Source organism: Caldimonas brevitalea (genome assembly GCF_001017435.1).
Classification (GTDB): Bacteria; Pseudomonadota; Gammaproteobacteria; order Burkholderiales; family Burkholderiaceae_C; genus Caldimonas; species Caldimonas brevitalea.
The window spans coordinates 4,221,928-4,247,108 of sequence record NZ_CP011371.1 but is presented as its reverse complement, the minus strand read 5'-3'; the positions used below and the strand labels follow the sequence as shown (position 1 = coordinate 4,247,108).

Below are 25,181 nucleotides of genomic sequence, written 5' to 3'. Positions count from 1 at the left end.
GACCATATGCCCGTCACACGAGAAAAGAGCGAGCAGACGCTCGCGGCCATCGTGTCGGCCGCGATGGAGATCGCCGTGGTGCAGGGCCTGCACACGGTGTCGCTGGCCGGTGTCGCGAAACGGCTGAACATCAGCAAGAGCGGCGTGTTCATGCGGGTCGGCTCGCTCGAGTCGCTGCAGTATCTGGTGCTGGAGGAATACGAGCGGCTGTTCGCCGAGCACGTGTTCCTGCCGGCCTTGCGCGAGCCGCGCGGCGTGCCACGACTGGACGCCATCGTGCGTTTGTGGATCGGCCGCGGCAGCGCCCGCAACCCGATGGCCGGCGCCTTGCATGCAAGTGCGGCCTTCGACCTCGTGGCCGCCGAAACCCCGCTGGGCGAGCGATTGCGCGAGAGTGTCACGCGGTGGCGGACCGTGCTGGTGCGCACGGTGCGCCAGGCACTGGCCGAGGGCCATCTGCGGCCCGACACCGACCCGTGGCAACTGGTGTACGAGATCAACAGCCTGATGATCGGCTACCTGCATGACGGCCGCTTCATCCGCGACCCCCAGGTGCGCGAACGGGTCACTGCCGCCTACCTGCGGCTGATGTCCACCTACCGCAGCTTCCAACTGCACGGCTGAAGCCAGCCCGCTGCCCGTGCTGCAGGGCGGGCGTCTTGTTGCGTTCGTCAACACCTTGGCCGAAGTTGCTACTGCGGCGGCCGAATCTGCCAATGACGCTGCCCGGCGTGACCGGGAAACTGTCCCGTGCCAGCCTCATCCTGCTGTCTCAGGCGGCAGCGTCCCGACTCCCGGGCGCTGCCCGCCGCCGCTCCGCCGCACGGCTCACGACGCCGTTCGGTGGCCGGCTTCTGATCATCTCCACTGACGAGGGCGCTGGCCTGTTTCGGTCGGTCTCGACGAGACCGCCGTGGCGGCGCGCGTGACAAGGGCGCAAGACCCGGGGTCGGGATACGCAGATCTCAAACTCAGTCACAGGAGACATGTCTTGAAGAAGAACTTCCGCGCCATGTTGTCCGGGGTTGCTTGCGGGGCCCTGCTGGCCTGCGGCAGCGTCGCGGCGCAGACCGAGCCCATCGTGTTCGTGCACGGCTATTCGGGCAGCAGCTCGAACTGGAACACGATGGTGGGCCGATTCAAGGCCAGCGGCTATCCGGCCGAACTGCTCTACACCTTCGACTACAACTCCTTCGTCAACGCCAACAGCACCAGCGGCAGCGAGCTGCGCAGCTTCGTCGAGTCGGTGCGGGCGCGCCATGGCAACGCGACGGTCAGCATCGTGGCGCATTCCAACGGTGGCCTGGTGACACGTTGGTACCGCACGCAGCTCGGCGGCCAGGCGGCGATGCGCCGCTTCGTCTCGCTCGGCTCGCCGCACAAGGGCACCAACTCGGCCTATGCCTGCTACAGCCCGGCGTGCTACGACATGCGCCCCGGCTCCAGCTTCTTGAACACGCTGGCGGGGCGCGGCTGTGATCGCTCGTTGTGGTCGAACACCGACGAGATCATCCAGCCGGTCACGAGCGCGCAGTGCGGCAGCAGCACACGGACGCCGGACGTGAGCCACAACGGGCTGCTGTCGGACGAGCGCGTCTACCAGCAGGTGCGCGAGCAGCTGCAGTGATGCGCGCACGGGCGAGCCGATGTGTCGGCGTTGCGCGCGCCCGTGCCCATCTCATGCTGCTGCTGCTGCAACGCACAACACCTTGGCCGAACTCGCCAGCACAACGGCTGAGCTTGCCAATGACCACACCGGCGTGCAAACGCAAACTGGCCCCGCTCGAGAGGAAGGCAGGGCTGCGCGGCCCGGCGGTCTCGAGACACCTCTCGCGCATGACGAGGGCGCCCGAGGGCCGGGGCACCTGCACCTCCATGGCAAGGACGACCGCCACGGCGCGTCGGGCGCAAACAAGGGCATCAGACCCTGGGTCGGGATTTTCGGATCTCAATCTCACGACAGGAGACAAGACTTGAAGTACTTCAAAGCCCGGCTTGCCGGCATCACCTTGCTCGGCCTGCTGGCCTGCACCTCGGCCTCGGCGCAGACCGAGCCCATCGTGTTCGTGCACGGCTATTCCGGCAGCGCATCCAACTGGGACACCATGCTGGGCCGCTTCCGGTCGAGCGGTTATGCGTCCGGCTCGCTCTACACCTTCAACTACAACTCGTTGGTCAGCAGCAACCGCACCAGCGCCAGCGAGCTGCGCAGCTTCGTCAACACCGTGCGTTCGCGCCACGGCAACGCCCGCATCGCGCTGGTCGCCCACTCCAACGGCGGGCTGGTGTCGCGCTGGTATCGCGCGGAGCTGGGCGGCGAAACGGCCACCCGCCGCTTCGTGACGCTGGGCACGCCGCACCGCGGCACCACCTGGGCCTATGCGTGCTACAGCCCCGCATGTTTCGAGATGCGCCCCGGCTCCAGCTTGCTGACCACGCTGGGCTCGCGTGCCTGCGACCGCTCGCTGTGGTCGAACACCGACGGCATCATCCTGCCGGCGTCCAGCGCGCAGTGTGGTGTCAGCACGCGCACTGCCGACGTCAGCCATCTCGACCTGCTGACCGACTCTCGCGTGTACACGCAGTTGCGCACGCAGTTGCAATGAGGGTGACGGTGCACCGAACGTGCACCTGACCTGCAGGGCGACGACATCGCGATGGTGGTGTCGTCGCACTCGACCGATGATGAGACAGGGCCGGGCGGGGCACTTGCACCGTTCGGTCCGGGGAGAGTCGTGATGCACGTGCATTCCAAGACGTGTCGGGGCCTGACGAGCGCAGCGCTGGCGGCCCTGCTGTGCTGGCTGGCCCTCGCAGTGCCAGCGTGGGCCGCGGGCGATGCGAACCCACCGGGCGCTGCCGGCACGGCGGTGGCCAAGGTCAACGGCGTGGGCATCGAGCGGTCCTTGCTCGACGCGCTGCTGCAGGCCCGCCAGGGGGTGCCGAATCCGTACGAGGAAGCCGCCCCCGACGCAAAGGCCGCGCCGACGCCGGAAGACCGCGAAGCCGCCTTGCGCGACCTGGTGATGACCGAAGTGCTGGTGCAGGCCGCGGCGCAGCGGGGGCTGCACCAGCGGCCCGAGGTGGCCGCAGAACTCGAGCTGCAGCGCAAGACGCTGCTGGCGCAGCAGCTGGTGCGCGAGATCGTCGCCGAGGTGCGCGTCGAGCCGGCCGAAATCGAGCAGCGTTACCGCGAGCGGCCGCCGCAGTACGAATACAAGGTCAGCCATGTGCTGCTGCCTGACGAGGCGGCCGCCCGCGCGACCATCGCCCAGCTGCAGCGCGGCGCGCGCTTCGCCGCCGTGGCCAAGGCGCGTTCTACCGACACACGCAGCCGGCGCAACGGCGAGCTGGGCTGGCTGATGCTCAACCAGCTGGAAGCTCCGTTCGCCGCCGCGCTGCAGTCGCTCGGCGTGGGCGAGTACACGCGTGAACCGGTGCAAACACCTTATGGCTGGCACGTGGTGCTGCTGCAGGGGCGCCGCGAGCTGCCGCGGCCCTCGTTGGACTCGATGCGCGCGGTGCTGCGCGAGGAATTGCTGCATGAGAAGGTGCAGGGCCGGCTGGCCGCGCTGCAACGGCAAGCTGCGGTCGAACTGAACGTGGGTGCCACGGCGAGGATGACCCGATGACGGCCGGCGTGGTGCCCAACCGAAAGGACAACGGCCGCCCGCCCCGGCGCAGCTCTGCGGGCGCGCTGCTCGCCGCGGTGCTGCTCGGCACCGCCGTCGTGCTGGGGGCCGTGGTCTGGACCGTGCAGACAGACCTTGCCACCCCCGAGGCCGCCGCTGCGCGGCACGACGCCCGGGCCGCCCACCAGCCGACCGGCGCGGGCCTGCCCCTGGCCCCTCCGCTGCTCGAACAGGCCGGCCGCCTGGATGCCAGCCGCATGTTCGAGCTGGGCTATGGCGGCGGGCTGGTGGTCGACCAGCGCACCCGCGCGGCCCTCGACATCGTGCTGGGCGAACTGGGGGCGCAGCCCGATCAGGCCGACCTCGCCGCATTCGAGCGGCAACTGCGCGGCAGCCTGCCTTCCGAGGAGGCCGACAAGGTGCTCGAGCTGCTGCACCGCTACCGCGACTACCGCAAGGACGTGCAGCAGGCCAGCGCCGCGGCCGGCATGCCGGCCAGCCTCGGCGAAGTGCGCACGCTGCTCGAGCGCACCACGGCGTTGCGGCGGCAGCACTTCGATGCGGCGGCAGGCGAGGCGCTGTTCGGCGAGCAGGAGGCCGAGGCCCGGCTGGCGTTGGCCCGCGCCGAGATCGAGTCCGATCCGCGCCTGAGCGAGCGCGAAAAGCTCGCGCGGCTGCAGGCGTTGCAGCAGCAACAGCAACCGCTGCCACCGGCTCAGCCGGGCGGCGCCGTGGCAGGCGTCGGCGACCGCGCTTTGGCGGTCGCCGCCGAAGTCGCCGCGATGCGAGAGCGTGGCGCCACGGCCGAAGAAGTGCTCGCGTTCCGGCGTGCGCGCCTCGGCGCCGAAGAGGCCGATTACCTCGCGCAGATGGATGCCCAGCAGGCCGATTGGCAGCGCCGCTACGACACCTACGCGGCCGAACGGCGTGCCCTGGAAGCCGCCGGTGTGCCCGACGCGTCGCAGCGCCAGGCCCAGGTCGAACAGCTGTTGCGACGCCATTTCGCCGACGGTGAACTGGCCGCCGCGCGTGCTTATGAACGTGACCGCGGCCGTTAAGGCGCGCCACCACCGCGGCCGCCGGGCCGCACGACAAGGCTCGTCCGACGAGCCACACAACCAAGGAGACGCACGATGAAACCCAACCGCCTGCAACGCCCGCAAGGGCCCCGCAGCACCACCGGCCGCTGGCTGGTGGCGGCCTTTCTGGCCTGTGGCCTGGCCGCCTGCGGCGGTGGCGACGACGATGACGACCAGCCGCCACCGGTCGACCCGCCGGCCGACGCCACGGTGGTGAACACCCAGGGTGGCATCGTGAAGGGCAGCCAGCGTGCGACGCTGCGTGCCTGGCTCGGCATTCCCTATGCTGCACCGCCCGTCGGTGCGCTGCGCTGGAAACCGCCGCAGCCGGCCGCGGCCTGGGCCGGTGTGCGCGAGGCCACCGCCTTCGGAAATCACTGCCCACAGCCGGATACCGCGCCGCTGCAGTACGGCACCCCCGGCGGTCAGGAAGACTGCCTTTACCTGAACGTCTACGCGCCGACCACACCGGGCCCGCATCCGGTCATGGTGTGGGTCCATGGCGGCGCCTTCTACCTCGGTCGCAGCAACGGCTACGACCCGACCCGGCTGGTGGAACAAGGTGTGGTCGTCGTGACGCTGAACTACCGGCTCGGCGCCCTGGGCTTTCTGGCGCACCCGGCCCTGAACGACGCGCAGGGCCGCTCGGGCAACTATGCGCTGATGGATCAGCAACTGGCGCTGAAATGGGTGCAGTCGAACATCGCCAACTTCGGCGGTGACGCCGGCAACGTCACGCTGTTCGGCCAATCGGCGGGCGGTGCGAGCGTCGTGACGCAGCTGGCCTCGCCGCTCGCGGCCGGCCTGTTCCACAAGGCCATCGTGCAAAGCGGCGGCTACATGTCGGTCCAGCCGAGCGGGGCGGCCGCGCAGGCGGCCGGCGTCGCCGCGGCTGCCACACTCGGTTGCCCCGACGATGCCAACGCGGCGAACTGTTTGCGCGCCTTGCCGGTCGACCAGATCGTCGCCAAGCAACCGCGTGCCTACGCGCCCAACGTCGACGGCGCCTTGTTGACGCAAACCACTGCCGCCGCCTTTGCTTCGGCCAGCTTCAACAAGGTGCCGGTGCTGACCGGCGCGACGCATGACGAATACACGGTGTTCCAGTATTCGCAGAGCGAGATGCGCAACGGCCCGCTGACGGCCGCGGACTACCCGGCCGCCGTGGCCGCCGCGGTCGTCGGCACGGCACTCAGCGCCGAGCAGGCCTTGGCGCTGTACCCGCTGTCGGCTTACGAGAGCCCGAGCCTGGCGATCAGCGCCTTGCGCACCGATGCGACCTTCGTCTGTGGCGGACGACGGCTGGCGCGCGGTCTGATGAACCAGGTGCCGGTCTACACCTATGAGTTCGACGACCCGAACGCGCCGATGTCGCTGCAGCCACCCGCAAGCTTCCCGTACAAGTCGTACCACGCGGCCGAGATCCAGTATCTGTTCGATGTGCCGACAGCTGCGGGGCAGACCTTGAATGCCCAGCAGCGTGACCTGGCGGCGAGTCTGGTGGCGTATTGGACGAACTTCGCGAAGACCGGCAATCCGAACGGGACGACCGCGTCGGCCTGGCCGCGCTACGACGCCAATGACCGCTACTGGCGGTTGGCTCCCGAAGGCAACGCGGTGATCACCGACCTGAGCGAAGAGCACCATTGCGAGGCCTGGACCCCGGGCGTTTGACCCGGGCCGTGAGGCCGTAGAAAGACAACGGCCGGCCCCCTTGCGGAGGGCCGGCCGTTGACGATCGGCGCCGCGGCACGGCGCCCAGCCTCTGCTGCTCAGCGCTTGAACTGCAGCGACTTGTATTCGAGGAATTCCTCCAGCCCGTAGCGGCCCAGCTCGCGACCACGACCCGACTGCTTGTAGCCGCCGAACGGTGCCTTCAGGTTGAAGCCGCCGCCGTTGATGTCGACCTGGCCGGTGCGCATGCGACGCGCGACCTGCTGTGCGTGTTCGTCCGAGCCCGACCACACGGCGCCCGACAGGCCGTAGATGGTGTCGTTGGCGATGCGCACCGCGTCGTCCTCGTCCTGGTAGGGAATGATGGACAGCACCGGGCCGAAGATCTCTTCCTGGGCGATGCGGGCGTCCGAGCGCACGCGGCCGAACACCGTGGGGCGCACATAGTAGCCGCGCTCCAGACCCAACGGTGCGTCAGGGCCGCCGCACAGCAGCTCGGCGCCACCGGCGATGCCGGCGCGGATGTATTCACGGATGCGCTCACGCTGCATCGCCGAGGCCACCGGCCCGAGGGTGGAGCGCTCGTCGAACGGATCGCCGACGCGCCAGCCGGCTGCTGCCTCGACCGCGAGGCGCGCGGCTTCGTCGTGCAACGCGTCGGGCACCAGCATGCGCGTGTGGGCGGTGCAGGTCTGGCCGCCGTTCATGTAGCAGTTGGCCACCACACCTTGCACGGCACGGGGCAGGTCGGCGTCGGACAGCACCACCGCAGCCGACTTGCCGCCCAGCTCGAGCGAGACGCGCTTGATCGTATGGGAGGCCACCTCCGAGATGCGCTTGCCGGCCCGCGTGGAGCCGGTGAACGACACCATGTCGACATCCGGGTGCGCCACCAGTGCCTCACCCACGGTGCCGCCATAGCCGGTGACCAGGTTGAAGACACCCGGCGGCACGCCGGCCGCGTCGATCACCTCGGCCAGCAGGAAGGCGTTCAACGGCGCCACCTCGGACGGCTTGAGCACGACGGTGCAGCCGGCGGCCATCGCGGCGGCGACCTTGGCGGCGATCTGGTGCAGCGGATAGTTCCACGGCGTGATCGCGGCCACCACACCGACGGCTTCGCGCAGCACCAGCGAGTGGCCCACGCGTTCTTCGAACTCGGTCGTGCGCGCCAGCTCGGCATACATCTTGAAGCTCGCGACCGGCATGCCGACCTGGATCTTGAGCGACTGGGTGAGCGGCATGCCCATCTCGGACGAGATGGTGTGGGCGATCTCGGCGGCCCGCGCCTTGAGGCCCTCGTGGATGCGCTGCAGCACGTCGGCACGCTGCGCCGGCGGCGTTTGCGACCAGCTGTCGAAAGCGCGCCGTGCCGCGGCGACGGCGCTGTCCACATGCGTTTGGGTGCCGCCGGGCACCGCGCCGATCACCTCTTCAGTGGAAGGAGAGAGCACCTCGATCATCTCTGCGCCATGGCAGGGGATCCAGGCGCCGCCGATGTAGAACTTGTCGCGACGATTCATGGTGTGGATGGGATCAGAGAAACTGGGAGGATAGCCGCAGCGCGACAAACGCGTCGCCGCGGGCTTTCCAGGGTTCAGCGGAACACGATCATGCCGCGGGCGTTGCGGCCTTCGGCGAGGTCGGCAAAGGCTTGCGGCGCGTCGTCGACCGAATACTCGTGCGTGACCAATTCATCCAGCCGCAAGCGGCGCTGGCGGTAGAGGCTGACCAGGCGCGGAAAGTCCACGGCCGGGCGGGCGGAGCCGAAATAGCTGCCCTTGAGCGTTTTTTCGTCGAAGGTGAGCGTCGCGGTGCGGATCGAGGTGGTGTCGTCCTGCTTGGCCACCCCCACGACCACGGCTGTACCGCCCTTGCGCAACGCGCCGTAGGCTTGCGAGACCACCTGGCCGTTGCCGACGCACTCGAAGCTGTAGTCCACGCCGCCCTGGGTGAGCGAGCGCACCGTCTTGACGACGTTGTCCTGCTGGCCGACGTTGACCACATGGGTGGCGCCGAGCTGGCGGGCCAGTTCGAGCTTCTCGTCGGAGGTGTCGATCGCGACGATGGTCGAGGCGCCCGCGATGCAGCACCCCTGGATCACGTTGAGCCCGACGCCGCCGCAACCGAACACGGCCGTGGCCGAGCCCGCCTGCACATGGGCGGTGTTGTGGACGGCGCCGAAGCCGGTCATCACTCCGCAGCCGATCAAGGCCGCGCGGTCGAGCGGCATCTCGCGGTCGATCTTGACCACGCTGTCCACGTGCAGCGTCGCGTATTCGGCCATGGTTCCGCAACCCGCGAACACGCCCAGCGGCTTGCCCTGCAAGTCGAAGGTGCGCACGCTGCCGTCGGGCAGGCTGACGGTGGTCTTGGCCGACTGGTCGCACAGCTGCGGCCGGCCCTCGGCACAGTAGCGGCACTTGCCGCACATGCTGACGAACGAGCTGACGACGTGATCGCCCACTGCGAAGCGCGACACGCCTTCGCCGACCGCGACCACCACGCCGGCGCCTTCATGCCCGAGCACGATGGGCGGCGGGAAGGGGATGGTGCCGTTGGTGGCCGACAGGTCGCTGTGGCAGACGCCGCAGGCAGCCACCTTCATCGTGATCTCGCCCGGCCCGGGCGGCTGCACGAGGATCTCCTCGACGGTCACCGGTGCACCGATGGTGCGACAGACGACGGCCTTGGCTTTGAAAGGCGGTGGGGGGGTGGACATGGTGATCTCTCCTTGATGAGGCCGCAGCGCCCGGGCAGGCCCTCTTGCAGAGCCCTCTGTCGTGTGAACCGGCCCTGATCTCCAGGACAACCCCGAGTCGCAGATTCGGCCACTGCATGCTATGTTTCTCGCTCCCGGGCGATAGGCAGTGCCCAGGAGTTTCTTACGGTCAAGGCGGGTCGTCACTTGCGAACTGAGCCGTTGTCCTTGCATTTACTGCCAACTCAACCTCTGCGGCGGTGGCAGATGAAAGTGCGCGCGTCTTCGCAGACTCTCTCGATGGCCTATCTGAACGCCCTGTGCGAGGCGATGGAACTGCCGGGGGACGAACTGCCCGGCATCCTCGAAGAGGTCGGCATCTCACCCGGCTTCGCCAGCCAGCCCACCGCCCGGGTGACCGAGCAGCAGGTGGCGCGCCTGTACCGCCTGCTCGCGACGCGTCTCGACGACGAGATGCCGCGGCTGTTTTCGCGGCCCCTGCGACCGGGGGCGCTCAAGTTCACCTGTTTGAGTTTGCTGGATGCACGCAGCCTGTTGGTTGCACTGCATCGCTGGTCGCACGTATTGCGCCTGCTGCAAGACGATTTTCAGCTTGACGTGTGGCAAGGGCAGGGCACCAGCGTGGTGGCGCTGGTGGAGCCGGCGCAGCGAGCCAGTCGTTGCAAGCCGGTCGCGCTCGACCTGATGCTCAAGCTGATCCACGGTGTGGCGTCGTGGCTGATCGGCAAGCGCATTCCCTTGAAGCGGGTCGATTTTTCATTCGCGAAGCCGGCGTTCGCGGCCGAATACCAGGCGCTGTATCCGGGGCCGGTGTTGTTCGAGCAGCACCAGACGGCCTTCCATATCGACTCGTCCTATCTGCACCTGCCAGTGCGTCGCAGCCGGCAGGAACTCAACGAGTTCTTGCGGCGTGCACCCGAGGACTGGCTGTTTGCCTCGTTCCAGGAGGAGCGTCTCGGCCAGCGGCTGCGCGAGCATCTCGCGTGGCGGCTGCCCTTGCCGGTCACGGCCGAAAGCGCCGCCGAGGCGTTGCACGTGTCGACCCGTTCGCTGCACCGCCACCTGCGCGACGAAGGCACCAGTTTCCAGCGCGTCAAGGACGAGTTGCGCCGCGACATCGCGGTCCAGAAGCTGACCCGCACCCGCGAGCCGATGGCCGCCATTGCCGCCGAGCTCGGGTTCGACAGCACCGCATCGTTCCACCGCGCGTTCAAGGGATGGACCGGGGATACCCCCGGGGCCTACCGGGCGGGGGGAGGGGAAGGCGCCCGGGTGGTGCGACGGGTACCGCCGGCGACATATCAACCGGAAATGTAGCGCTTGGCAGGGAATGCTTGCCCGTGCCGGTGCGGCTCCGGCGTATGCTCCCAGCCGCGCCGGCTCTTGCCGTGCATGTGCTGCCGCCGCCGGCGGAGCGGCACGACGTGCCCACCCCGAGCGCCGATCTGTCCTAAGCTGCGATCATGAAACGAAGAGTTGTTGAGTCCCCCGGCATCGAGCCCGAAGACCCGGAAAAAGCCGCGGCCCTGCGCACGGTGCACAAGCTGATGGCGTTCTGGGGCCTCACCCCGCGAGACATCGGTGCGGCGCCCGCGGCACCCCCGCCGGCACCGGTCGACGACGTTGTGCGCTACCGACATCCCCTCAGCGGCGAGGTGTGGAATGGTCACGGCTCGCAGCCCGAGTGGCTGCGGCGTGCACTGCTGACCGAGGGCTACACGGTGGCCGAACTGCGCGTGGCCGAAGGTGAGTCGCCCGCGACGCGTGGCTCTTTGCCGGCCGATCCGGCTGCGTGAGCGGGCGGACCCTAGCTCAAGCGGGCTTGCGCTGCCCCGTGGCCAGGGTCTGCAAGGTCAGCCGACCGTTCTCGTTGATGTGAACCAGTATCTTCTCGTAAGAAGTGTCGCGGTCGGCCTGGGTGAAGGGCGGGAAGCCCAGACGCAGCAGCAAAGGGTTGACGCTTTCGATGCGATAGCAGATGACCGCCACCTTGGCCTCCGCGGCGTCCATCAGCGGCAGGCCGGCGGCGAAGGTTTCCTTGGCATAGGTTTTCGGCGTCAAGCGGAGATGGCGCGCCAGTGGGCCGATGGTCTCCTGGCAACGCGGCTCGACATCGGTGGCCAGGAAGTCGACGTCCGGCGGCAGCAGCGACGGCAGCCGTTCGGCGAATGCGCGACCTTGCGCCGACAAGCCGAGCGACTGGTAATCGACCAGACCATGTCGGACCAAATAAATCTTGCTCATCGAAGCCCCCCCCGAGGAGTGGATTGAAAACCTTGTGTGATGGAAACGGGAAACGGGCCCGCGTGCGGATGCGCTGGCCCGAGCCTTCATCCTAGAGCGACTCAGCGACGTGTTCCATCCCCAGCATGGGGGCCGCACGCGCATGCCTTCGACGTGGAAGGTGGTCCGGCCCCCTGAGGGTTGATGCCATCGACGCGGACCCTCTGTGCCAACACCGTCGCTGCTGGCCCATCGCTGTCGTGCACGCTGTCGCGCAATTCGCACGGCTCACCTCGTCCTACGGAATCCCGGTGTTGCTTATTCACGAAATCTTTTTATGATGCAAAGCAAGTCGTGTGTATCCGCGATGTGACCAAAAGGTCCCGCCAGTTGTCTCTCACGATGAAGCCCGCCCGCCACCTTTTTGATTCGGAGCTCGCTGTGTCCTCCTTCCATCTCTCCACTCATGCGCTGAACGTGTCGTCCCCGACCGGTTCGCGCTATGCCGTCGCTGCCCTGCAGCGTCCGGCCCGTGGAGCCGTTGCGAAGGTGGTGTTGTGTGTCACAGCCAAGCGACGTCCGAATCACGAACCGACCCCATCCGGGGCGCCAGGAGGCTGAGCCGCAGCAGCACTGCGACGCTCGCTTCTCGACGGCCCGGTGTTCACCGGGCCGTTTGCTTTTCTGAAGCATCCGACGGCCCGGCAGGTGTCAACCGCCGGGCCGTTTGTTTTTCTTGAATTTGTTGTCGAACCCCTCAGGAGCCCTCCATGCAAAAGAACCGTACCCCCGCTGCCCTCGTCATCTCCGGCCTGAAGCCGCGCAACCCGCTGGTGATCGCATGCCGATCACGACGCGCCGGCGTGCACGCGCCCCGTGGCCATGCCCCACGCCAGCAGGCGAAGCGCGAACTGCACCGTGAGTTGAACCGCCTGCATCCGCCCAACTGCTGAACCCGGCGGCCCGTCACAGAGGTGGCGGGGCTGCCTTCTAGGAGCTTTCGATCATGTTGTCGACGAGTCCTGTTCCCAAAGATGCGGCCGCACTGCGGCCCGACACCCTGGCCATGCGGGCGCTGCGGCGGCCCCTGGCCGCCTTGCTGCTGTCGGTCGGTGGCTTGATGCTGCGACTGTCCGAGCGGCTGCACCCGGTTCGTGCGCATGCCGCGAACGCGGCGGTGGTGGAGGAGCCACACCCCCTGCCGCGGGTCGAGTTTCACGCCGATGGCGCCGACGGTGCGCTGTATGTCGACGGCAAATACGTCGGACGCCTGCCCGGCGTGAAGCGGTTGTGAACCGCGCCGACGGCCTCACGCCGGAGGGTGCGTGGTGCCGGTCAGTCGGTGGTCTCCGGTCTGATGTCGTGCGTGGCATCAGACCGGTGGCAGGCTGACATGACGTTGCTGCCGTGGCGTCAGCTTCGTTTCGACAACCCGTTCGCTGCCGGCCGGATCTGCCGCGGTGTTGCACCGACCAGCTTGCGCATCAGCCGACGCAGTGCACCTGCATCGGCATAGCCGACCCGCTCGGCGACCTGCTCGACCGACAGCATGCTGCCTTCGAGCAGCAGCCGCGCCTTGCTCAGTCTCACGCTTTGCACCAGCGCCAGCGGGCTGCGCCCGGTCGCGGCCCTGACGTGGCGCGACAGCGTGCGCTCTGAGACACCGCACTCGGCAGCCAACTGCGCCACGCTCGGCGTTTTCGGAAGCGACCGCTCGATCCGAGCCACCAAGGTCGCGACCAGTTCATGGCCGCCGCCCAGCAGGGACGGCATCACGAAGGGCGCTTGTGTCTGACGTGCATCGAGCAGCAGGACGCGTGACACCGCGTCCGCCAGGGCCGCACCACAGCGGTCGCGCAACAGGTGCAACATCAGATCGCTGTGAGCCAGTGCGGCACCGGCCGTGACCACCAGGCCATCGGCGACGACGACCCGGTCGGCTTGCACCTGACAGCGCGGTTCGAGCCGCTGCAATTGCGGCGCCAGCCACCAGGAGATGGTGGCCTTGCGACCGGCCAGCAGGTCGGCGGCCTGCAGCAGGTAGACCGCCGAGCAGGACGCGCCGACCATGCCACCGCCGCGCACCTGGGCACGCAACGCACGGATGGCACGTTGCGCGTCCGGCTCTGCCAGGCGTGACAACGCGGCCTCCGGCCGCTCGACGCCGAGTCCGGGCACCACCCAGACCGAGCGATCGGGGCGCGCGCGCAGCGGCAGTGGCCGCGAGCGCAGCGTGAGGCCGTGCGGGAGGTGGATGTCGCCTGCCTGCGTGCCATAGACGCGCCAGCGAGGCGGGGCGACGCCGACATGGACGGCCATCGCCGCAGCGGCGGCCAGCACGTCGAGCGTCAAGGTGACGCTCGATGCATAGGCCCCGGGAAGCACGAGCACGGTGAAATCGTTCATGGACTCAGAAGGCAAGTGTCCTAGCAACATGCCCGTCCGGGCAGCGGCATTCTGGTCAGGCCGTGGGTCTCTTGCAAGCGCGGACGCAGCGCGTGACACGCTTTGCACTTGTTCCGCGTTGGATCAAGGCCTTGTCACGGAAGATATGCCGCGCGCCACGGCGAGCGCGCGCCGGTCGATCACGCGCAGCAGGTCCTGCAACTGCACCGGTTTGGTCAGGTACTCGGCAAAACCGGCGTCGCGCGCAGCGCGCACTTGCGAGGGCAAGGCGTCGCTCGACAGTCCGATGCACGGCACCTCGGCGCATTCCGGCAGGGCCGCCAAGCGGGCCCGCAGCTCGATGCCATGCATGTCACCCAACTGCATGTCGATCAACATCAGATCGGGCCGCTCGCGGCGCGCGGTCTCCAGCGCCTCCATCCCGGAGCGTGCCACCAGCAGCCGAACCCCAGGCCGCAGGGCCAGCATGCCCTCGACCACCAGCACGTTGACCTCGTCGTCTTCGGCATAGAGGACCGTCAGCGGGGCCGGCTCCGCGGGCTGGACGACGTCGGGCCCGCGAGGCGGTGAAGCGGCCGGGCGGGTCGCGGTCGCGCCGGCGTTCGGCAACCACAGCGTGAAGCAGGAACCGACCCCCACGTCGCTTGTCACGGTGATGCGTCCGCCCATCATCGTCGTCAGCCGCTGCGACAGGGCCAGCCCGAGGCCGGTGCCGGGGATGCCCAGCCGGTGTGCGCCCAGCCGCTCGAACGGCTGGAACAACTTGTCGATCTGCTCGGCTGCGAGGCCGATGCCCGTGTCGACCACCGACAAACCCCACTCGCCCGCGCGGGCGACGGCGTCGAGCGTGACATGGCCGCGCGGCTGGTTGTACTTGATCGCATTGGTCAGCAGGTTCACGAGCACCTGGCGCAGGCGCAGCGGATCGGCCTCCACCATGCCCTCGCTGTGCTGGGCCTTGTTCTCCAGCGTCACGTCCTCGGCCTCGGCCTGCTGACGCACCATGTCCACCGCCTCGGCGGTCGCGCGCGCGATCGACACGGCTTGCCGAACGATAGGAACATGTCCGCCTTCGATGGCGGACAGGTCCAACAGGTCGGTGACCATCGCCAACAGGTACTCTCCGGCACGCCGGATCTGCCGCACCCGCTCGCGCTGCCGTTCCGCCAAGGGGGCTTCGGCCTCTCGTTGGAGCAATTGGGTGAAGCCGAGGATGGCGTTGAGCGGCGTGCGCAGTTCATGGCTCATGCGCGCCATGAACTCGTCCTTGGCCGCCGCGAGTCGCTGGGCGGTATCGGCGGCGACGCGGGCATCCTCCGCGCGCTTTCGTTCGCTGATGTCGAGGTTGGTGCCCGAGATGCGCAAAGGCCGGCCGTCGACATCGCGTGCCACCACTCGGCCGCGGTCGAGCAACCACAGCCAGCCGCCCTGTTGTGTGCGCACCCGGTATTCGGCGGAGTAGGACGGGAGCCGGCCTTCCAGGTGGTCCTGCAGTGCCGCCGAGACCGCAGGCCGATCGTCGGGGTGGATCAATTCGCGCCACCACTCCAGGTCGGGTGAATCAGGTGGCTCCGTGTAGCCGCGCAGGGCCAGCCAGCGCTCGTTCCACCGCAACACGCCGGTTTCGATGTGCCAGTCCCACACGCCCAGGTCGGCGCCGGCCAGCGCCAGTTCGAGGCGCTGCTCGCTGTCGCGCAACGCCTCGTTGGCCAGGGCTAGTTCCTGCGTCCGTTGTGCCACCCGCGCTTCGAGGCGTTCCCGCCCGGCCAACTGGAGTCGCAACAGCTGCCAGACGAGCAGGCTGACCAGCAAGCCGCACGCCAAGACGAGCGTGGTGCTGGTGTCGCTCGCCGTGCCGGGCCCGTGCGAGCGGGGCCGGAACTCGAATCGCCATACGCGTCCACCCACTGCCACGGTCGCCGCGTGTGACAGCGCACCCGCTGAGGCCACCTCGTGGGGCCCCTGGGCAGCGGAGTCGTACAGCAGGTTGTGCGGCGATGGCGGCGCGACGGCCTCACCGGCCCAGCCGACGTCGTGCAGACGAAAGTCGACCCGCTCGAGCAGCTCCCGGCCCATCATCGAGATGATGAAGTCCTCCACGCTCAGCACGACGGTGCTCAGGCCGAGGAAGGCCGCACGCCGCTGCTCGAGCGTGCGCCGAGGCATGCCCGCTCGGTACACCGGCTGACGCAACACATAGCCCACCTTGTTGCCCGACTGCACCAGCTGCAAGCGGCCCGAGCCGGTCAGCTCGCCGCGGTCACGCGCGCGCTCCAGTGCCTCGCGACGCTGCGGCGTGAGTGCCGCGTCGAAGCCGAGGGCCCTCTCGTTGCCTGCAATGGGCTCGATGAAGTGCGTCACGTAATAGTCGGCTCGCTCGCCTTCGGGGTGGATGGCGAAATTTGCGCCGTAGCGACCCGGCTCGCGTATCTCGGCGCGCAGCGAGGCTTCGAACGCCGCCTTGTCCTGGTGGCGAACGTAGCGGACGAACTGCAGTGACAAAAAGCCGGGATAGCGCCTCCGCAACTCCAGCTGTTCGAAATATTCGCTGAACTCGCGCCGGGTCACCACTTGCGAGGCGGCGAACAAGCCGCGCACACCGTGCAGCACCTCCGCCCAGCCGCCAATGCGCCGCTCGACGGTAGACCCGACGATGCGGGCATGCTCCTGCAGTTCGCGCCGTGCCTCACGCTCCTCCAGACGCCCGGCGAACTGGGCAGCCCATGCGGTGAGGCCGCAGCCGAGCACGAGCACCAGCCCGGGCAGCGCATGCCGCCACCCGCCGCGCGGGCGCAGGGACCACAGGGGTGTTGATTCGACACGGCGGCTGTTCATGGGCTGCAACATCGCCGAGTCGGACGGCGCCTAAGACCGCCGGCACGGCGTGCCGGAAGGAGAGTGGCGCCCGCCGTCTCGGCGAGACCTGTTGTTGGCCAGGGTGGCGGGGGACCGTTGGCCGGCCATGGGAAGGCGCGCAAGCCTTGTGAGCAATCGCGGTGCCCTGTGGGGCCGGTAGCGCGGGCAGGGCGATCGCGGCCATACTGGCCACCGACGGCGAGGGCACGGCGCGCGACACTTGCGCGTCGGGGCTGTCGGAGTGGCCGTCTCTTTGATCCCCTGCCAGGAGAACCGTGGATGACCATCGAACTGCCCAAGGAAGCACGCCAGCAGGCCATCGCCTCGATCGAGCGCTACTTTGAGGAGAACATGGAGCAACGGATCGGCAACATCGCCGCCGGTGCGCTACTGGGCTTTTTCCTCGAGGAGGTCGGGCCCTCCATCTACAACCAGGCGGTCGCCGATGCGCAGGAACGCCTGCAGATGCGGGTGACGGAGCTCGACATCGAGGTGCATGAAGACGAGTTCCAGTATTGGCGGAAGTACGACAAGAAGGGCAAGGGGCGGTAGCGGCGTCAAGGCTGTAGAGGCAGATGCCCCTCTTGTTCGACAGGTGTCAGCATGCAGACGTTCGACCCTCGCACCACCCATCGCACCACCCACCGCGCGTGGACCCGCCGCCAGATTCTGAAAGTTGCGGCAGCTTCGTCCGCCTTGGCTTGGCCCGCTGTGGGCGCACCAGCCGCCGAGTGGCCGACCCACCCGTTGACCTTGATGGTTCCCTTTCCCGCTGGCGGCGGGACGGACGCCTATGCGCGGCCGCTGGCGGCCGTCCTGTCTCGGCAGCTCGCTCAGCAGGTGCTGGTGGTGAACCATGGCGGGGCCGGCGGCACGCTGGGGGCGGCCGTGGCGGCGAAGGCCGCACCCGATGGCCATACCTATTTGCTGGGCGCCGTGCACCATGCCATCGCACCGAGCGTGTATGCCAAGCTCGGCTACGACATCGAGACAGACTTTCGACCGATCGGGCTGGTGTCCCATCCGCCCCAGGTGATCGTCGTCAACCCCGCTCGCGTGCCGGTCAACGACCTGCAGGGTCTCATCGAGTACGTGCGCCGGCGGCCCGGGAAGCTGAACTTCGGCTCGGCCGGTACCGGCACCAGCCATCATCTTGCGGGCGAGTTGTTCAAGCAACAGACGCGGACCTTCATGACCCACATCCCCTACCGCGGCGCGGGCCCCGCGCTGCAGGACCTGGTCGGGGGGCAGCTGGACCTGATGTTCGACGGGCTGGGATCGTCGGCGCCCCATATCAAGAGCGGACGGTTACGGCCGCTGGCGGTCGCGGCCGAGAGACGGGCTGCGGCCTTTCCTGATTTGCCCACCACCGTGGAAGCGGGCTTGCCTGCTTATCGGGTCTCGACCTGGTATGGGCTGTGGGGGACAGGCGAGGTTCCCGATGACACGGTCGCACGCATGCAAGCGGCCTTGCGTCAGGCGCTGAACACCCAGGAACTGCGCAGTGCCTGGACGGCGCTCGGGACGGACTCACCCGACTTGTACGGCGACGCGTTCGGGCGTTTCGTGCACACCGAAATCGCTCGTTGGCGCGACGTGGTGAAGCACTCGGCTTTGAAGCTCGACGCGTCGTAGAGAACGCTGATCGGCGTTTCATTCGCAGCCGAGGCTTGCTGCGAAAGTGGGTCCTCGCGTCTTCGGAGGCGACTCAAGCGCGCCCCACGGCCGCAAGCTTCGACACCGCTGCCAAGCGTGACCGACTCCACTCGACAACGGCGCGCGGATGGGATACTGTATAAATTAACAGGTATCCGCGATGACGCCCGACCTCCTTCCCTCAGCCTCGACCCCCACGTCGGACCCCGACCCGGCCCCGCCCCGCCTGCCGCCGTCGGTGGCCGCCGCCCTCTGGCGGGGCGACGAGTTGGGCGGCAGCGCCCGGCGGACGGTGCCGAGCGGTTACGACGATCTGGACCGTGAACTGCCGGGCGGCGGGTGGCCGGCGGGCGTGGTCGTCGAACTGCTGCAAGCCCAGCCCTGTGTGGGCGAATGGCGCTTGCTGATGCCGGTGCTGGGCCGATTGGCCGCCGAGCATCGCCCGATCTGGCTGGTCGGCGCGCCCCATCTTCCTTACCTGCCAGGCCTGCGGGCCGCTGCGGGCCTCACCGAGCAGCACCTGATCCGCGTTTGCGCCGACACGCCGGCGCAGCGGCTGTGGGCGACCGAGCAAGGCGTCAAGGCGCAAGGCCTGGGCGCCGTGCTCGCCTGGCTGCCGCAGGCGCGCCCGGAGCAGGTGCGCCGCCTGCAGGCCTGTGCGGCGCAATCGGACACGCTGGTGTTCTTGATGCGCCCCGCGGCCGTGCAGCGCGAAGCGTCGGCGTCGCCGCTGCGCCTGCAGGTGCAACTCGGCGACGCCTGGTCGCTGCAGGTGCGGCTGCTCAAGCGCCGCGGGCCCTGCCACGAGGGGGTGCTGGTGCTGCCCTCGGTTCCGTCTCAACTCGCGCCGGTGGTCGCAGCACGTCTGCGGCCTTCGGTTCACCGTCGTCTGGAGCCCGCCCATGCAGTACTGGGTGGCCTTGACTCTCTGCCCGCCGTCCGCAGCAGCGAACTCGAGTCCGCGCACTGACGCCGGCGCCGGGGCCGCGGCGACGGCCTCGCAGCAGCAGGCGGTCGGCTGGTGGGCCTTGCAGTTCACGCCCCGTGTCGCGGTGCTCGACGAGGCCGTGCTGCTGGAGGTCGCCGCCAGCCGGCGCCTGTTCGGTGGCGAGGCGGCCTTGCGTGAGCGCTTGTGCGCCGAAGCACAGGTACTGGGCTGCGAGGCCGTGGCCTGGGGACCGACGGCGCGTGCGGCGCTGGCGTTTGCCCGCGCGGGCTGGCACGACGGCGACGGATCGATGCCGCTCACCCAACGGCTCGACCGGTTGCCGCTGCACACCGTGTCGGAGCTCGCTCGCGAGCAGGCCACGCTCGTGCGTCTTGGCTGCAAGACCTTGGGCGATGTGCGGCGCTTGCCGCGCGGCGGGCTCAGCCGCCGTTTCGGCAAGGCCCTGCTCGAAGCCCTCGACCAGGCCTACGGCTTGCGCCCGCAGGCCTTCGAATGGCTGGTGTTGCCCGAGCGCTTCGAGACCCGTTTGCAATTGCCCAGCCGCGTCGAAGACGCTCAGGCCCTGGTGTTCGGCGCACGCCGGTTGTTGATGCAGATGAGCGGCTGGCTCGCGGCACGCCACGCTGGCGTGCGCCGCTTCACCTTCGTGTGGCACTACGACTTCCATCGGGGCCGCGACGCCCCCGAGCGCGACGAACTGCAGATCCGCACCGCCGACCTGACGCGCGAGACCTCGCATTTCGAGCGTTTGCTGTCGGAACACCTGGCCAAGACGACGCTCGCCGCGCCAGTGGACGACATCCGCTTGTGCGCCGATGAGGTCGAGCCACTGGAGGAGGTGAGCGCTTCGCTGCTGCAGGACCCGGCTCGGGGCGGCGAGTCGGTGACGCAGCTGATCGAGCGGGTGTCGGCGCGGTTGGGCGCCGACAAGGTGTTGCGCCCGGTGTTGCGCGCCGACCACCGGCCCGAGCATGTGCAGACCTGGCAGCCGGCCGGCGAGGCCGGCCTGCGCAAGCCCGTTGTCGCCCTGCCGGCGCTGCTGCCGCAGCCGACCTGGCTGCTGGCCACGCCGCTGCGCCTGGCGATGCAGGGCCAGCGCCCGATGTACCAGGGTGTGCTCGAGACCGTTGCCGGCCCCTGCCGGCTGGAGGCGGGCTGGTGGGACCGCGATCGATCCGAGGCCGGCGAGACGGCGGCGGTGGCGCGCGACTACTACGTGATGTTCAGCGCCCATGCCGGACTGCTGTGGGTCTACAAGGAGCGCGACGTCGGCGCGCAGGGCCGCAACAGCCCGTGGTTTCTGCACGGCATCTTCGGGTGAGGGGGCGTTCCCCGACTTTTGATGTGGCAGCGTTCCGTCGTGTTAACAAGCCCCGCCGCGTCGACCGGCTCTACATCGGGCGCGCCGTTTCGCTGATCTACTTCCTGCCATGGAAACGCCACTCGCCGTGAGGCACTACCACGATGACGAAATCGATGTCCGACGCATTGCTCCCCACGGGATATGAAGAATGGCTTGCCGAGGTCAAGCAACGCATCCGCACAGCGCAGACCCGTGCAACGATCGCCGCGAACCAGGAACTCGTGATGCTTTATTGGAGCATCGGGAAGGACATCCTGGCCCGGCAGGCAGAGCTGGGGTGGGGCGCGAAAGTTGTCGCGCAACTCGCCGAAGACCTCCGTCGCTCATTTCCTGAGGCGAGGGGGTTCTCGCGCAGCAACTTGATGTACATGAAGGCCTTTGCAGCGGCCTGGCCAGACACGGAATTTGTCCAGACGGTGTCTGGACAATTGTCGTGGTCCCACAACGTGGCCCTTCTCGACAAGCTCGCTGACCGCGCAGAGCGCGAGTGGTACAGCCAGGCAGCTGTCGAACACGGATGGAGCGTGCGCATCTTGGTGCACCAGATCGAAACCGGTCTGCGAGATCGCACCGGCACTGCCTTGACCAACTTCCAGTCCACGTTGCCGGCACCGCAGTCAGAGCTTGCGCAGCAGTTGGTGAAGGACCCCTATGTCTTCGACTTCATGGACCTCTCGGTCGAGTCGAAGGAGCGCGATCTTGAGAACGCGCTGACCGTTCATTTGCAGGCCTTCCTGCTCGAGCTCGGCAAAGGCTTCGCCTTCATCGGACGTCAGTATCACCGGGAGGTAGGAGGGCAAGATTACTTCATCGACCTGCTGTTCTACAACACGCGGCTGCACTCGTACGTGGCGGTGGACCTGAAGATGGACGACTTCAAGCCAGAGTACGCCGGGAAGATGCAGTTCTACCTGAATGTGCTCGATGCCCAGCTGAAAACCGAGCGTGACGACTCGTCGATCGGCCTGATCCTCTGCAAGGGCCGCAACGGGCTGGTGGTGGAGTACGCACTCCGCGACAGCTCGCGTCCCATCGGCGTTGCAACATACCAGGTGAGAACCTCACCCAGGCTGCCCGACGAACTCGCGGACATACTTCCGACCCCGCAGCAGCTGCAAAGTGAACTGTGGCCCGCATCCGCGCCGATCGTCGACAGGCTGGCAGAACCGGATGACGGCCCGCCGAGCGGGCGGGGCTCCTCGACAAAACGCTCCAAGCAGGGCAAGAGCCGCAAGGCCTGACGTTGTATGCCGTGTTGTCGTGATTGGCTGAAGAGCGTGAGCGTTCATCAACATTGGGGAACCCGAGCCCGGGCGGCCGCCGTCGGGGCCCACTTGGCACGCACCAGCCACAAACTTGATCCTTGGGCTCACGAATTTGATGGTTCGTGACAGCAGTATGTCGGGCCTCTTGCCGGCATATGCCGAGCTGCACTGTCTCTCGAACTTCACCTTCCTGCGCGGCGCGTCGCATGCCGAGCAGCTGGTCGAGCGTGCCAAGGCGCTGGGCTACAGCGCCTTGGCGATCACCGATGAATGTTCATTGGCCGGTATCGTGCGCGCCCACCTGGAGGCCAAGGACGCGGGCCTGAAGCTGCTGGTGGGTGCCGAGTTCGAGATCCAGGCCAGCAGCGTGCCGTTCAAGCTGGTGGTGCTGGCGTGCAACCGGCAGGGGTACGGCAACCTGAGCGCCTTCATCACGCGGCTGCGCCGCACGGCGGAGAAGGGCGACTATCAGCGCCCGCATTTGAACGATCTGCGCGCCGACGAACTGGCCGACTGTGTGGTGCTCTACGTCCCCGGCCGTGGCGCCTCGTTCGACACGGTCTACACCCAGGCACGCTGGTTCGCCCACCACTTCGAGCTGCGCGCCTGGCTGGCGGTGGAACTGCTGCACGGCCTCGACGATACGGCGTGGCTGCACAAGGCGCGCGAGGTGTCACGGCTCACGGGCCTGCGCCTGGTCGCCGCGGGTGACGTCCACATGCACGTGCGCTCGCGCAAGCCGCTGCAGGACACGCTGACCGCCATCCGCGTCGGCAAGCCGCTCACCGAATGCGGCTTTGAGCTGCAGCCCAATGCCGAGCGGCATCTGCGTTCGCGCTTGCGGCTGGCGCAGATCTACCCGGCCGACCTGCTGGACGAGACGGTCAAGGTGGCCGAGCGCTGCACCTTCTCGCTGGATGAACTGAAGTACGAGTACCCGCAGGAGATCGTGCCCCCGGGCGAGACGCCGGCCGGCTATTTGCGGCGGCTGACCTACGAGGGCGCCGGGCGGCGCTACCAGGGCGCCGTGCCGCAGAAGGTCAGCGAGCTGATCGAGAACGAGCTGGCGCTGATCGCCGAGCTGCAGTACGAAGCCTACTTTCTGACGGTCTACGACCTGGTGGCCTTTGCCCGCTCACGCCACATCCTGTGCCAAGGCCGTGGCTCGGCCGCCAATTCGGCGGTGGCCTACTGCCTCGGCATCACCTCGGTCGACCCCGCGCGCAGCTCGATGCTGTTCGAGCGTTTCATCAGCCGCGAGCGCAACGAGCCGCCCGACATCGACGTCGACTTCGAGCACCAGCGTCGCGAGGAGGTGATCCAGTACATCTACGAGAAATACGGCCGTGACCGTGCCGGCCTGACCGCGGTGGTCAGCAGCTATCGACCGAAGAGCGCGATCCGCGATGTCGGCAAGGCGCTGGGTTTCGATCTGGAGACGGTCGACCGCCTCGCCAAGCACCACCAGTGGTGGGACGGCCGCCGCGCCATCCCCGAGCGCCTGCAGGAATGCGGGTTGGACCTGGACGACCTGGCCACGCGCCAGCTGCTGGCGCTGCTCGAGCAGATCATCGGTTTTCCGCGCCACCTGAGCCAGCACGTCGGCGGCTTCGTGATCGCGCAAGGCCAGCTCAGCCGCATGGTGCCGGTCGAGAACGCGGCGATGCCCGAGCGCACCGTGATCCAGTGGGACAAGGACGACCTGGATGCGATGGGCTTGCTCAAGGTCGACGTGCTCGCGCTCGGCATGTTGAGTGCGATCCAGCGTGCGCTCGACTTTATCGGCGAGCGCCGCGGCCACGTGTTCGAGCTGCAGGACGTGCCGCCCGAAGATGCCGAGACCTACCGGATGATCCAGCAGGCCGACACGGTGGGCGTGTTCCAGATCGAAAGCCGGGCCCAGATGGCGATGCTGCCCCGCATGAAACCCGAGCGCTTCTACGATCTGGTGATCGAGGTGGCACTGGTGCGGCCCGGCCCTATACAGGGCGGCATGGTGCATCCGTACCTGCGGCGCCGGCAAGGCTTGGAGGAGGCCTCCTGTCCGCCCGGCCTCGAGCGGGCACTCGGCCGCACGCTGGGCGTGCCGATCTTCCAGGAGCAGGTGATGCAGATCGCGCAGGATGCCGCCGGCTTCACCGCCGGCGAGGCCGACCAGCTGCGCCGCGCGATGGCAGCCTGGAAGCGCAAGGGCGGCGTGCAGCGCTTCTACGACAAGATCATCCAGGGCATGACCGAACGCGGCTACGACCACACGTTCGCCGAGCAGATCTTCGCCCAGATCCAGGGGTTCGCCGAATACGGCTTCCCCGAGAGCCACGCCGCGTCGTTCGCGCTGCTCGTCTACGCCAGCTGCTGGATCAAGCGGCATGAGCCCGCCGCCTTTCTGGCGGCGTTGCTCAACTCGCAGCCGATGGGCTTCTACGCGCCCAGCCAGCTGGTGCAGGACGCGCGCCGCCATGGTGTCGAAGTGCGGCCGCCCGACGTGATGTACAGCGAGGTCGAGTCGACGCTCGAAGACCTGCCGCACGAGCCGGCGGTGCGCATCGGGTTGCAGCTGATGCGGGGGCTGAAGCTCGAGACGGCGCGCCGTATCGTGGCCGCGCGGCACGAGCGACCGTTCGACAGCGCGGAAGACCTGGCGCGGCGGGCCCGGGTCGATGTGCACGAGATGCGCTTGCTGGCAGGCGCCGACGCCCTCCTGAGTCTGTCAGGCCACCGGCGGCAGCAGGTATGGGACGCGACCGCCTTGACGGCCGTGCCCGAACTGCTGGAGGAGGCGCCGTTCGACGAAGAGGTGCTGGAACTGCCGGCGGCGCCGGAAGGCGAAGAGGTGGTGTTCGACTACGCCTCGCTCGGGCTCACGCTGCGCAGCCACCCGCTCGCGCTGCTGCGACCCAGACTGCGCGAGAAGCGACTGTCGACGGCGGAGGAGCTGCGCGACACCCCGAACGGCCGGCTTGCCCGCGCCTGCGGCATCGTCACGATGCGCCAGCAGCCCAGCACGGCCAACGGCGTGATCTTCGTGACGCTGGAAGACGAGACGGGACAGGTCAACGTGATCGTCTGGCGTTCGCTGCGCGACAGTCAGCGCAAACAGTTGCTGCACTCGCGGCTGCTGGCGGTCTATGGCGTCTGGCAGCGTGACGGGGAGGTACGGCACCTGGTGGCGCACTATCTGGAGGATCTGACGCCGTGGCTCGGCCAGCTGCAAACCGACAGCCGCGATTTCCGGTGAACCTTGCACCGACGCGCTCTTGAGCGGCCCCCACGCAAAACCAGATTGGCCCGATGGACACCGCAAATGCGGCATTCTTACGACTGTTCGTTCGACTCGCGGCCCCCATCGGCCCACC

General features: G+C 68.2%; 21 protein-coding genes. 16 read left to right on the top strand and 5 right to left on the bottom strand.

Annotated elements, in window-relative coordinates; all coding sequences use genetic code 11:
* The first annotated feature begins 6 nt into the window (after positions 1-6).
* From AAW51_RS17700 to AAW51_RS17675, 6 genes are all read left to right on the top strand, one after another.
* Positions 7-624 (top strand): TetR/AcrR family transcriptional regulator, encoded by a 618-nt coding sequence (locus AAW51_RS17700; protein ID WP_047195654.1) that lies wholly within the window; start codon positions 7-9, stop codon positions 622-624.
* A 367-nt stretch (positions 625-991) separates the two neighbouring features.
* Positions 992-1,627, top strand: a complete 636-nt coding sequence (locus tag AAW51_RS17695; protein ID WP_053013690.1) for an esterase/lipase family protein — start codon at positions 992-994, stop codon at positions 1,625-1,627.
* Between the two features lie 346 nt (positions 1,628-1,973).
* Complete coding sequence (locus AAW51_RS17690; RefSeq protein ID WP_047195653.1) at positions 1,974-2,606, top strand: esterase/lipase family protein; 633 nt, start codon at positions 1,974-1,976, stop codon at positions 2,604-2,606.
* Positions 2,607-2,738: 132 nt separating this feature from the next.
* Complete coding sequence (locus AAW51_RS17685; RefSeq protein ID WP_047195652.1) at positions 2,739-3,632, top strand: peptidylprolyl isomerase; 894 nt, start codon at positions 2,739-2,741, stop codon at positions 3,630-3,632.
* Complete coding sequence (locus AAW51_RS28315) at positions 3,629-4,690, top strand: lipase secretion chaperone (RefSeq protein ID WP_053013688.1); 1,062 nt, start codon at positions 3,629-3,631, stop codon at positions 4,688-4,690. Before AAW51_RS17685 ends, AAW51_RS28315 begins: the two co-directional genes overlap by 4 nt.
* Before the next feature lie 75 nt (positions 4,691-4,765).
* Entirely contained in the window at positions 4,766-6,385 is a 1,620-nt protein-coding gene (locus tag AAW51_RS17675) for a carboxylesterase/lipase family protein (protein ID WP_053013686.1), read from the top strand.
* A gap of 98 nt (positions 6,386-6,483) precedes the next feature.
* Here AAW51_RS17675 and AAW51_RS17670 read toward each other — a convergent pair whose 3' ends face one another.
* Positions 6,484-7,908 carry an aldehyde dehydrogenase family protein gene (locus tag AAW51_RS17670; protein WP_047197979.1) on the bottom strand — a complete coding sequence of 475 codons (1,425 nt, stop codon included), beginning with the start codon at positions 7,906-7,908 and terminating at the stop codon, positions 6,484-6,486.
* A 74-nt stretch (positions 7,909-7,982) separates the two neighbouring features.
* Complete coding sequence (locus tag AAW51_RS17665) at positions 7,983-9,107, bottom strand: zinc-binding dehydrogenase (RefSeq protein WP_047195651.1); 1,125 nt, start codon at positions 9,105-9,107, stop codon at positions 7,983-7,985.
* Positions 9,108-9,386: 279 nt separating this feature from the next.
* On the opposite strand from AAW51_RS17665, the gene AAW51_RS17660 reads away from it, so the two are divergent.
* On the top strand, positions 9,387-10,424 hold the full coding sequence (locus AAW51_RS17660) for an AraC family transcriptional regulator (RefSeq protein WP_047195650.1): 1,038 nt from the start codon (positions 9,387-9,389) through the stop codon (positions 10,422-10,424).
* Between the two features lie 146 nt (positions 10,425-10,570).
* Positions 10,571-10,903: an H-NS family nucleoid-associated regulatory protein gene (locus AAW51_RS17655; RefSeq protein WP_047195649.1), complete on the top strand. Its 333-nt coding sequence runs from the start codon at positions 10,571-10,573 to the stop codon at positions 10,901-10,903.
* Positions 10,904-10,919: 16 nt separating this feature from the next.
* Here the strand turns inward: AAW51_RS17655 and AAW51_RS17650 are convergent, their stop codons facing one another.
* Entirely contained in the window at positions 10,920-11,351 is a 432-nt protein-coding gene (locus AAW51_RS17650; protein WP_047195648.1) for a histidine phosphatase family protein, read from the bottom strand.
* A 749-nt stretch (positions 11,352-12,100) separates the two neighbouring features.
* On the opposite strand from AAW51_RS17650, the gene AAW51_RS17645 reads away from it, so the two are divergent.
* Positions 12,101-12,283: a hypothetical protein gene (locus AAW51_RS17645; RefSeq protein WP_047195647.1), complete on the top strand. Its 183-nt coding sequence runs from the start codon at positions 12,101-12,103 to the stop codon at positions 12,281-12,283.
* A 53-nt stretch (positions 12,284-12,336) separates the two neighbouring features.
* Complete coding sequence (locus tag AAW51_RS17640) at positions 12,337-12,624, top strand: hypothetical protein (RefSeq protein ID WP_047195646.1); 288 nt, start codon at positions 12,337-12,339, stop codon at positions 12,622-12,624.
* A 119-nt stretch (positions 12,625-12,743) separates the two neighbouring features.
* Here AAW51_RS17640 and AAW51_RS17635 read toward each other — a convergent pair whose 3' ends face one another.
* On the bottom strand, positions 12,744-13,736 hold the full coding sequence (locus AAW51_RS17635; protein WP_047195645.1) for a GlxA family transcriptional regulator: 993 nt from the start codon (positions 13,734-13,736) through the stop codon (positions 12,744-12,746).
* Positions 13,737-13,859: 123 nt separating this feature from the next.
* Positions 13,860-16,571 carry a CHASE domain-containing protein gene (locus AAW51_RS28310; protein ID WP_169788047.1) on the bottom strand — a complete coding sequence of 904 codons (2,712 nt, stop codon included), beginning with the start codon at positions 16,569-16,571 and terminating at the stop codon, positions 13,860-13,862.
* Between the two features lie 300 nt (positions 16,572-16,871).
* Here AAW51_RS28310 and AAW51_RS17625 point away from each other — a divergent pair, with 300 nt between their 5' ends.
* The 6 genes from AAW51_RS17625 to AAW51_RS17600 all read left to right on the top strand — a co-directional run bounded on the left by AAW51_RS17625 (position 16,872) and on the right by AAW51_RS17600 (position 25,063).
* On the top strand, positions 16,872-17,144 hold the full coding sequence (locus AAW51_RS17625) for a DUF2164 domain-containing protein (RefSeq protein ID WP_047195644.1): 273 nt from the start codon (positions 16,872-16,874) through the stop codon (positions 17,142-17,144).
* 51 nt (positions 17,145-17,195) lie between these two features.
* Positions 17,196-18,227 (top strand): Bug family tripartite tricarboxylate transporter substrate binding protein, encoded by a 1,032-nt coding sequence (locus tag AAW51_RS17620; protein WP_053013683.1) that lies wholly within the window; start codon positions 17,196-17,198, stop codon positions 18,225-18,227.
* 181 nt (positions 18,228-18,408) lie between these two features.
* Entirely contained in the window at positions 18,409-19,218 is an 810-nt protein-coding gene (imuA, locus tag AAW51_RS17615) for a translesion DNA synthesis-associated protein ImuA (protein ID WP_047195643.1), read from the top strand.
* Positions 19,151-20,518, top strand: coding sequence for a Y-family DNA polymerase (locus AAW51_RS17610; protein ID WP_083438388.1), 1,368 nt, complete (start codon positions 19,151-19,153; stop codon positions 20,516-20,518). The genes imuA and AAW51_RS17610 overlap by 68 nt, the downstream gene beginning before the upstream one ends.
* 143 nt (positions 20,519-20,661) lie before the next feature.
* On the top strand, positions 20,662-21,801 hold the full coding sequence (locus AAW51_RS17605) for a PDDEXK nuclease domain-containing protein (protein WP_238947625.1): 1,140 nt from the start codon (positions 20,662-20,664) through the stop codon (positions 21,799-21,801).
* A gap of 157 nt (positions 21,802-21,958) precedes the next feature.
* A complete protein-coding gene (locus tag AAW51_RS17600) occupies positions 21,959-25,063 on the top strand; it encodes an error-prone DNA polymerase (RefSeq protein ID WP_047195642.1) in 3,105 nt (1,034 codons plus the stop codon).
* Positions 25,064-25,181: the final 118 nt, after the last annotated feature.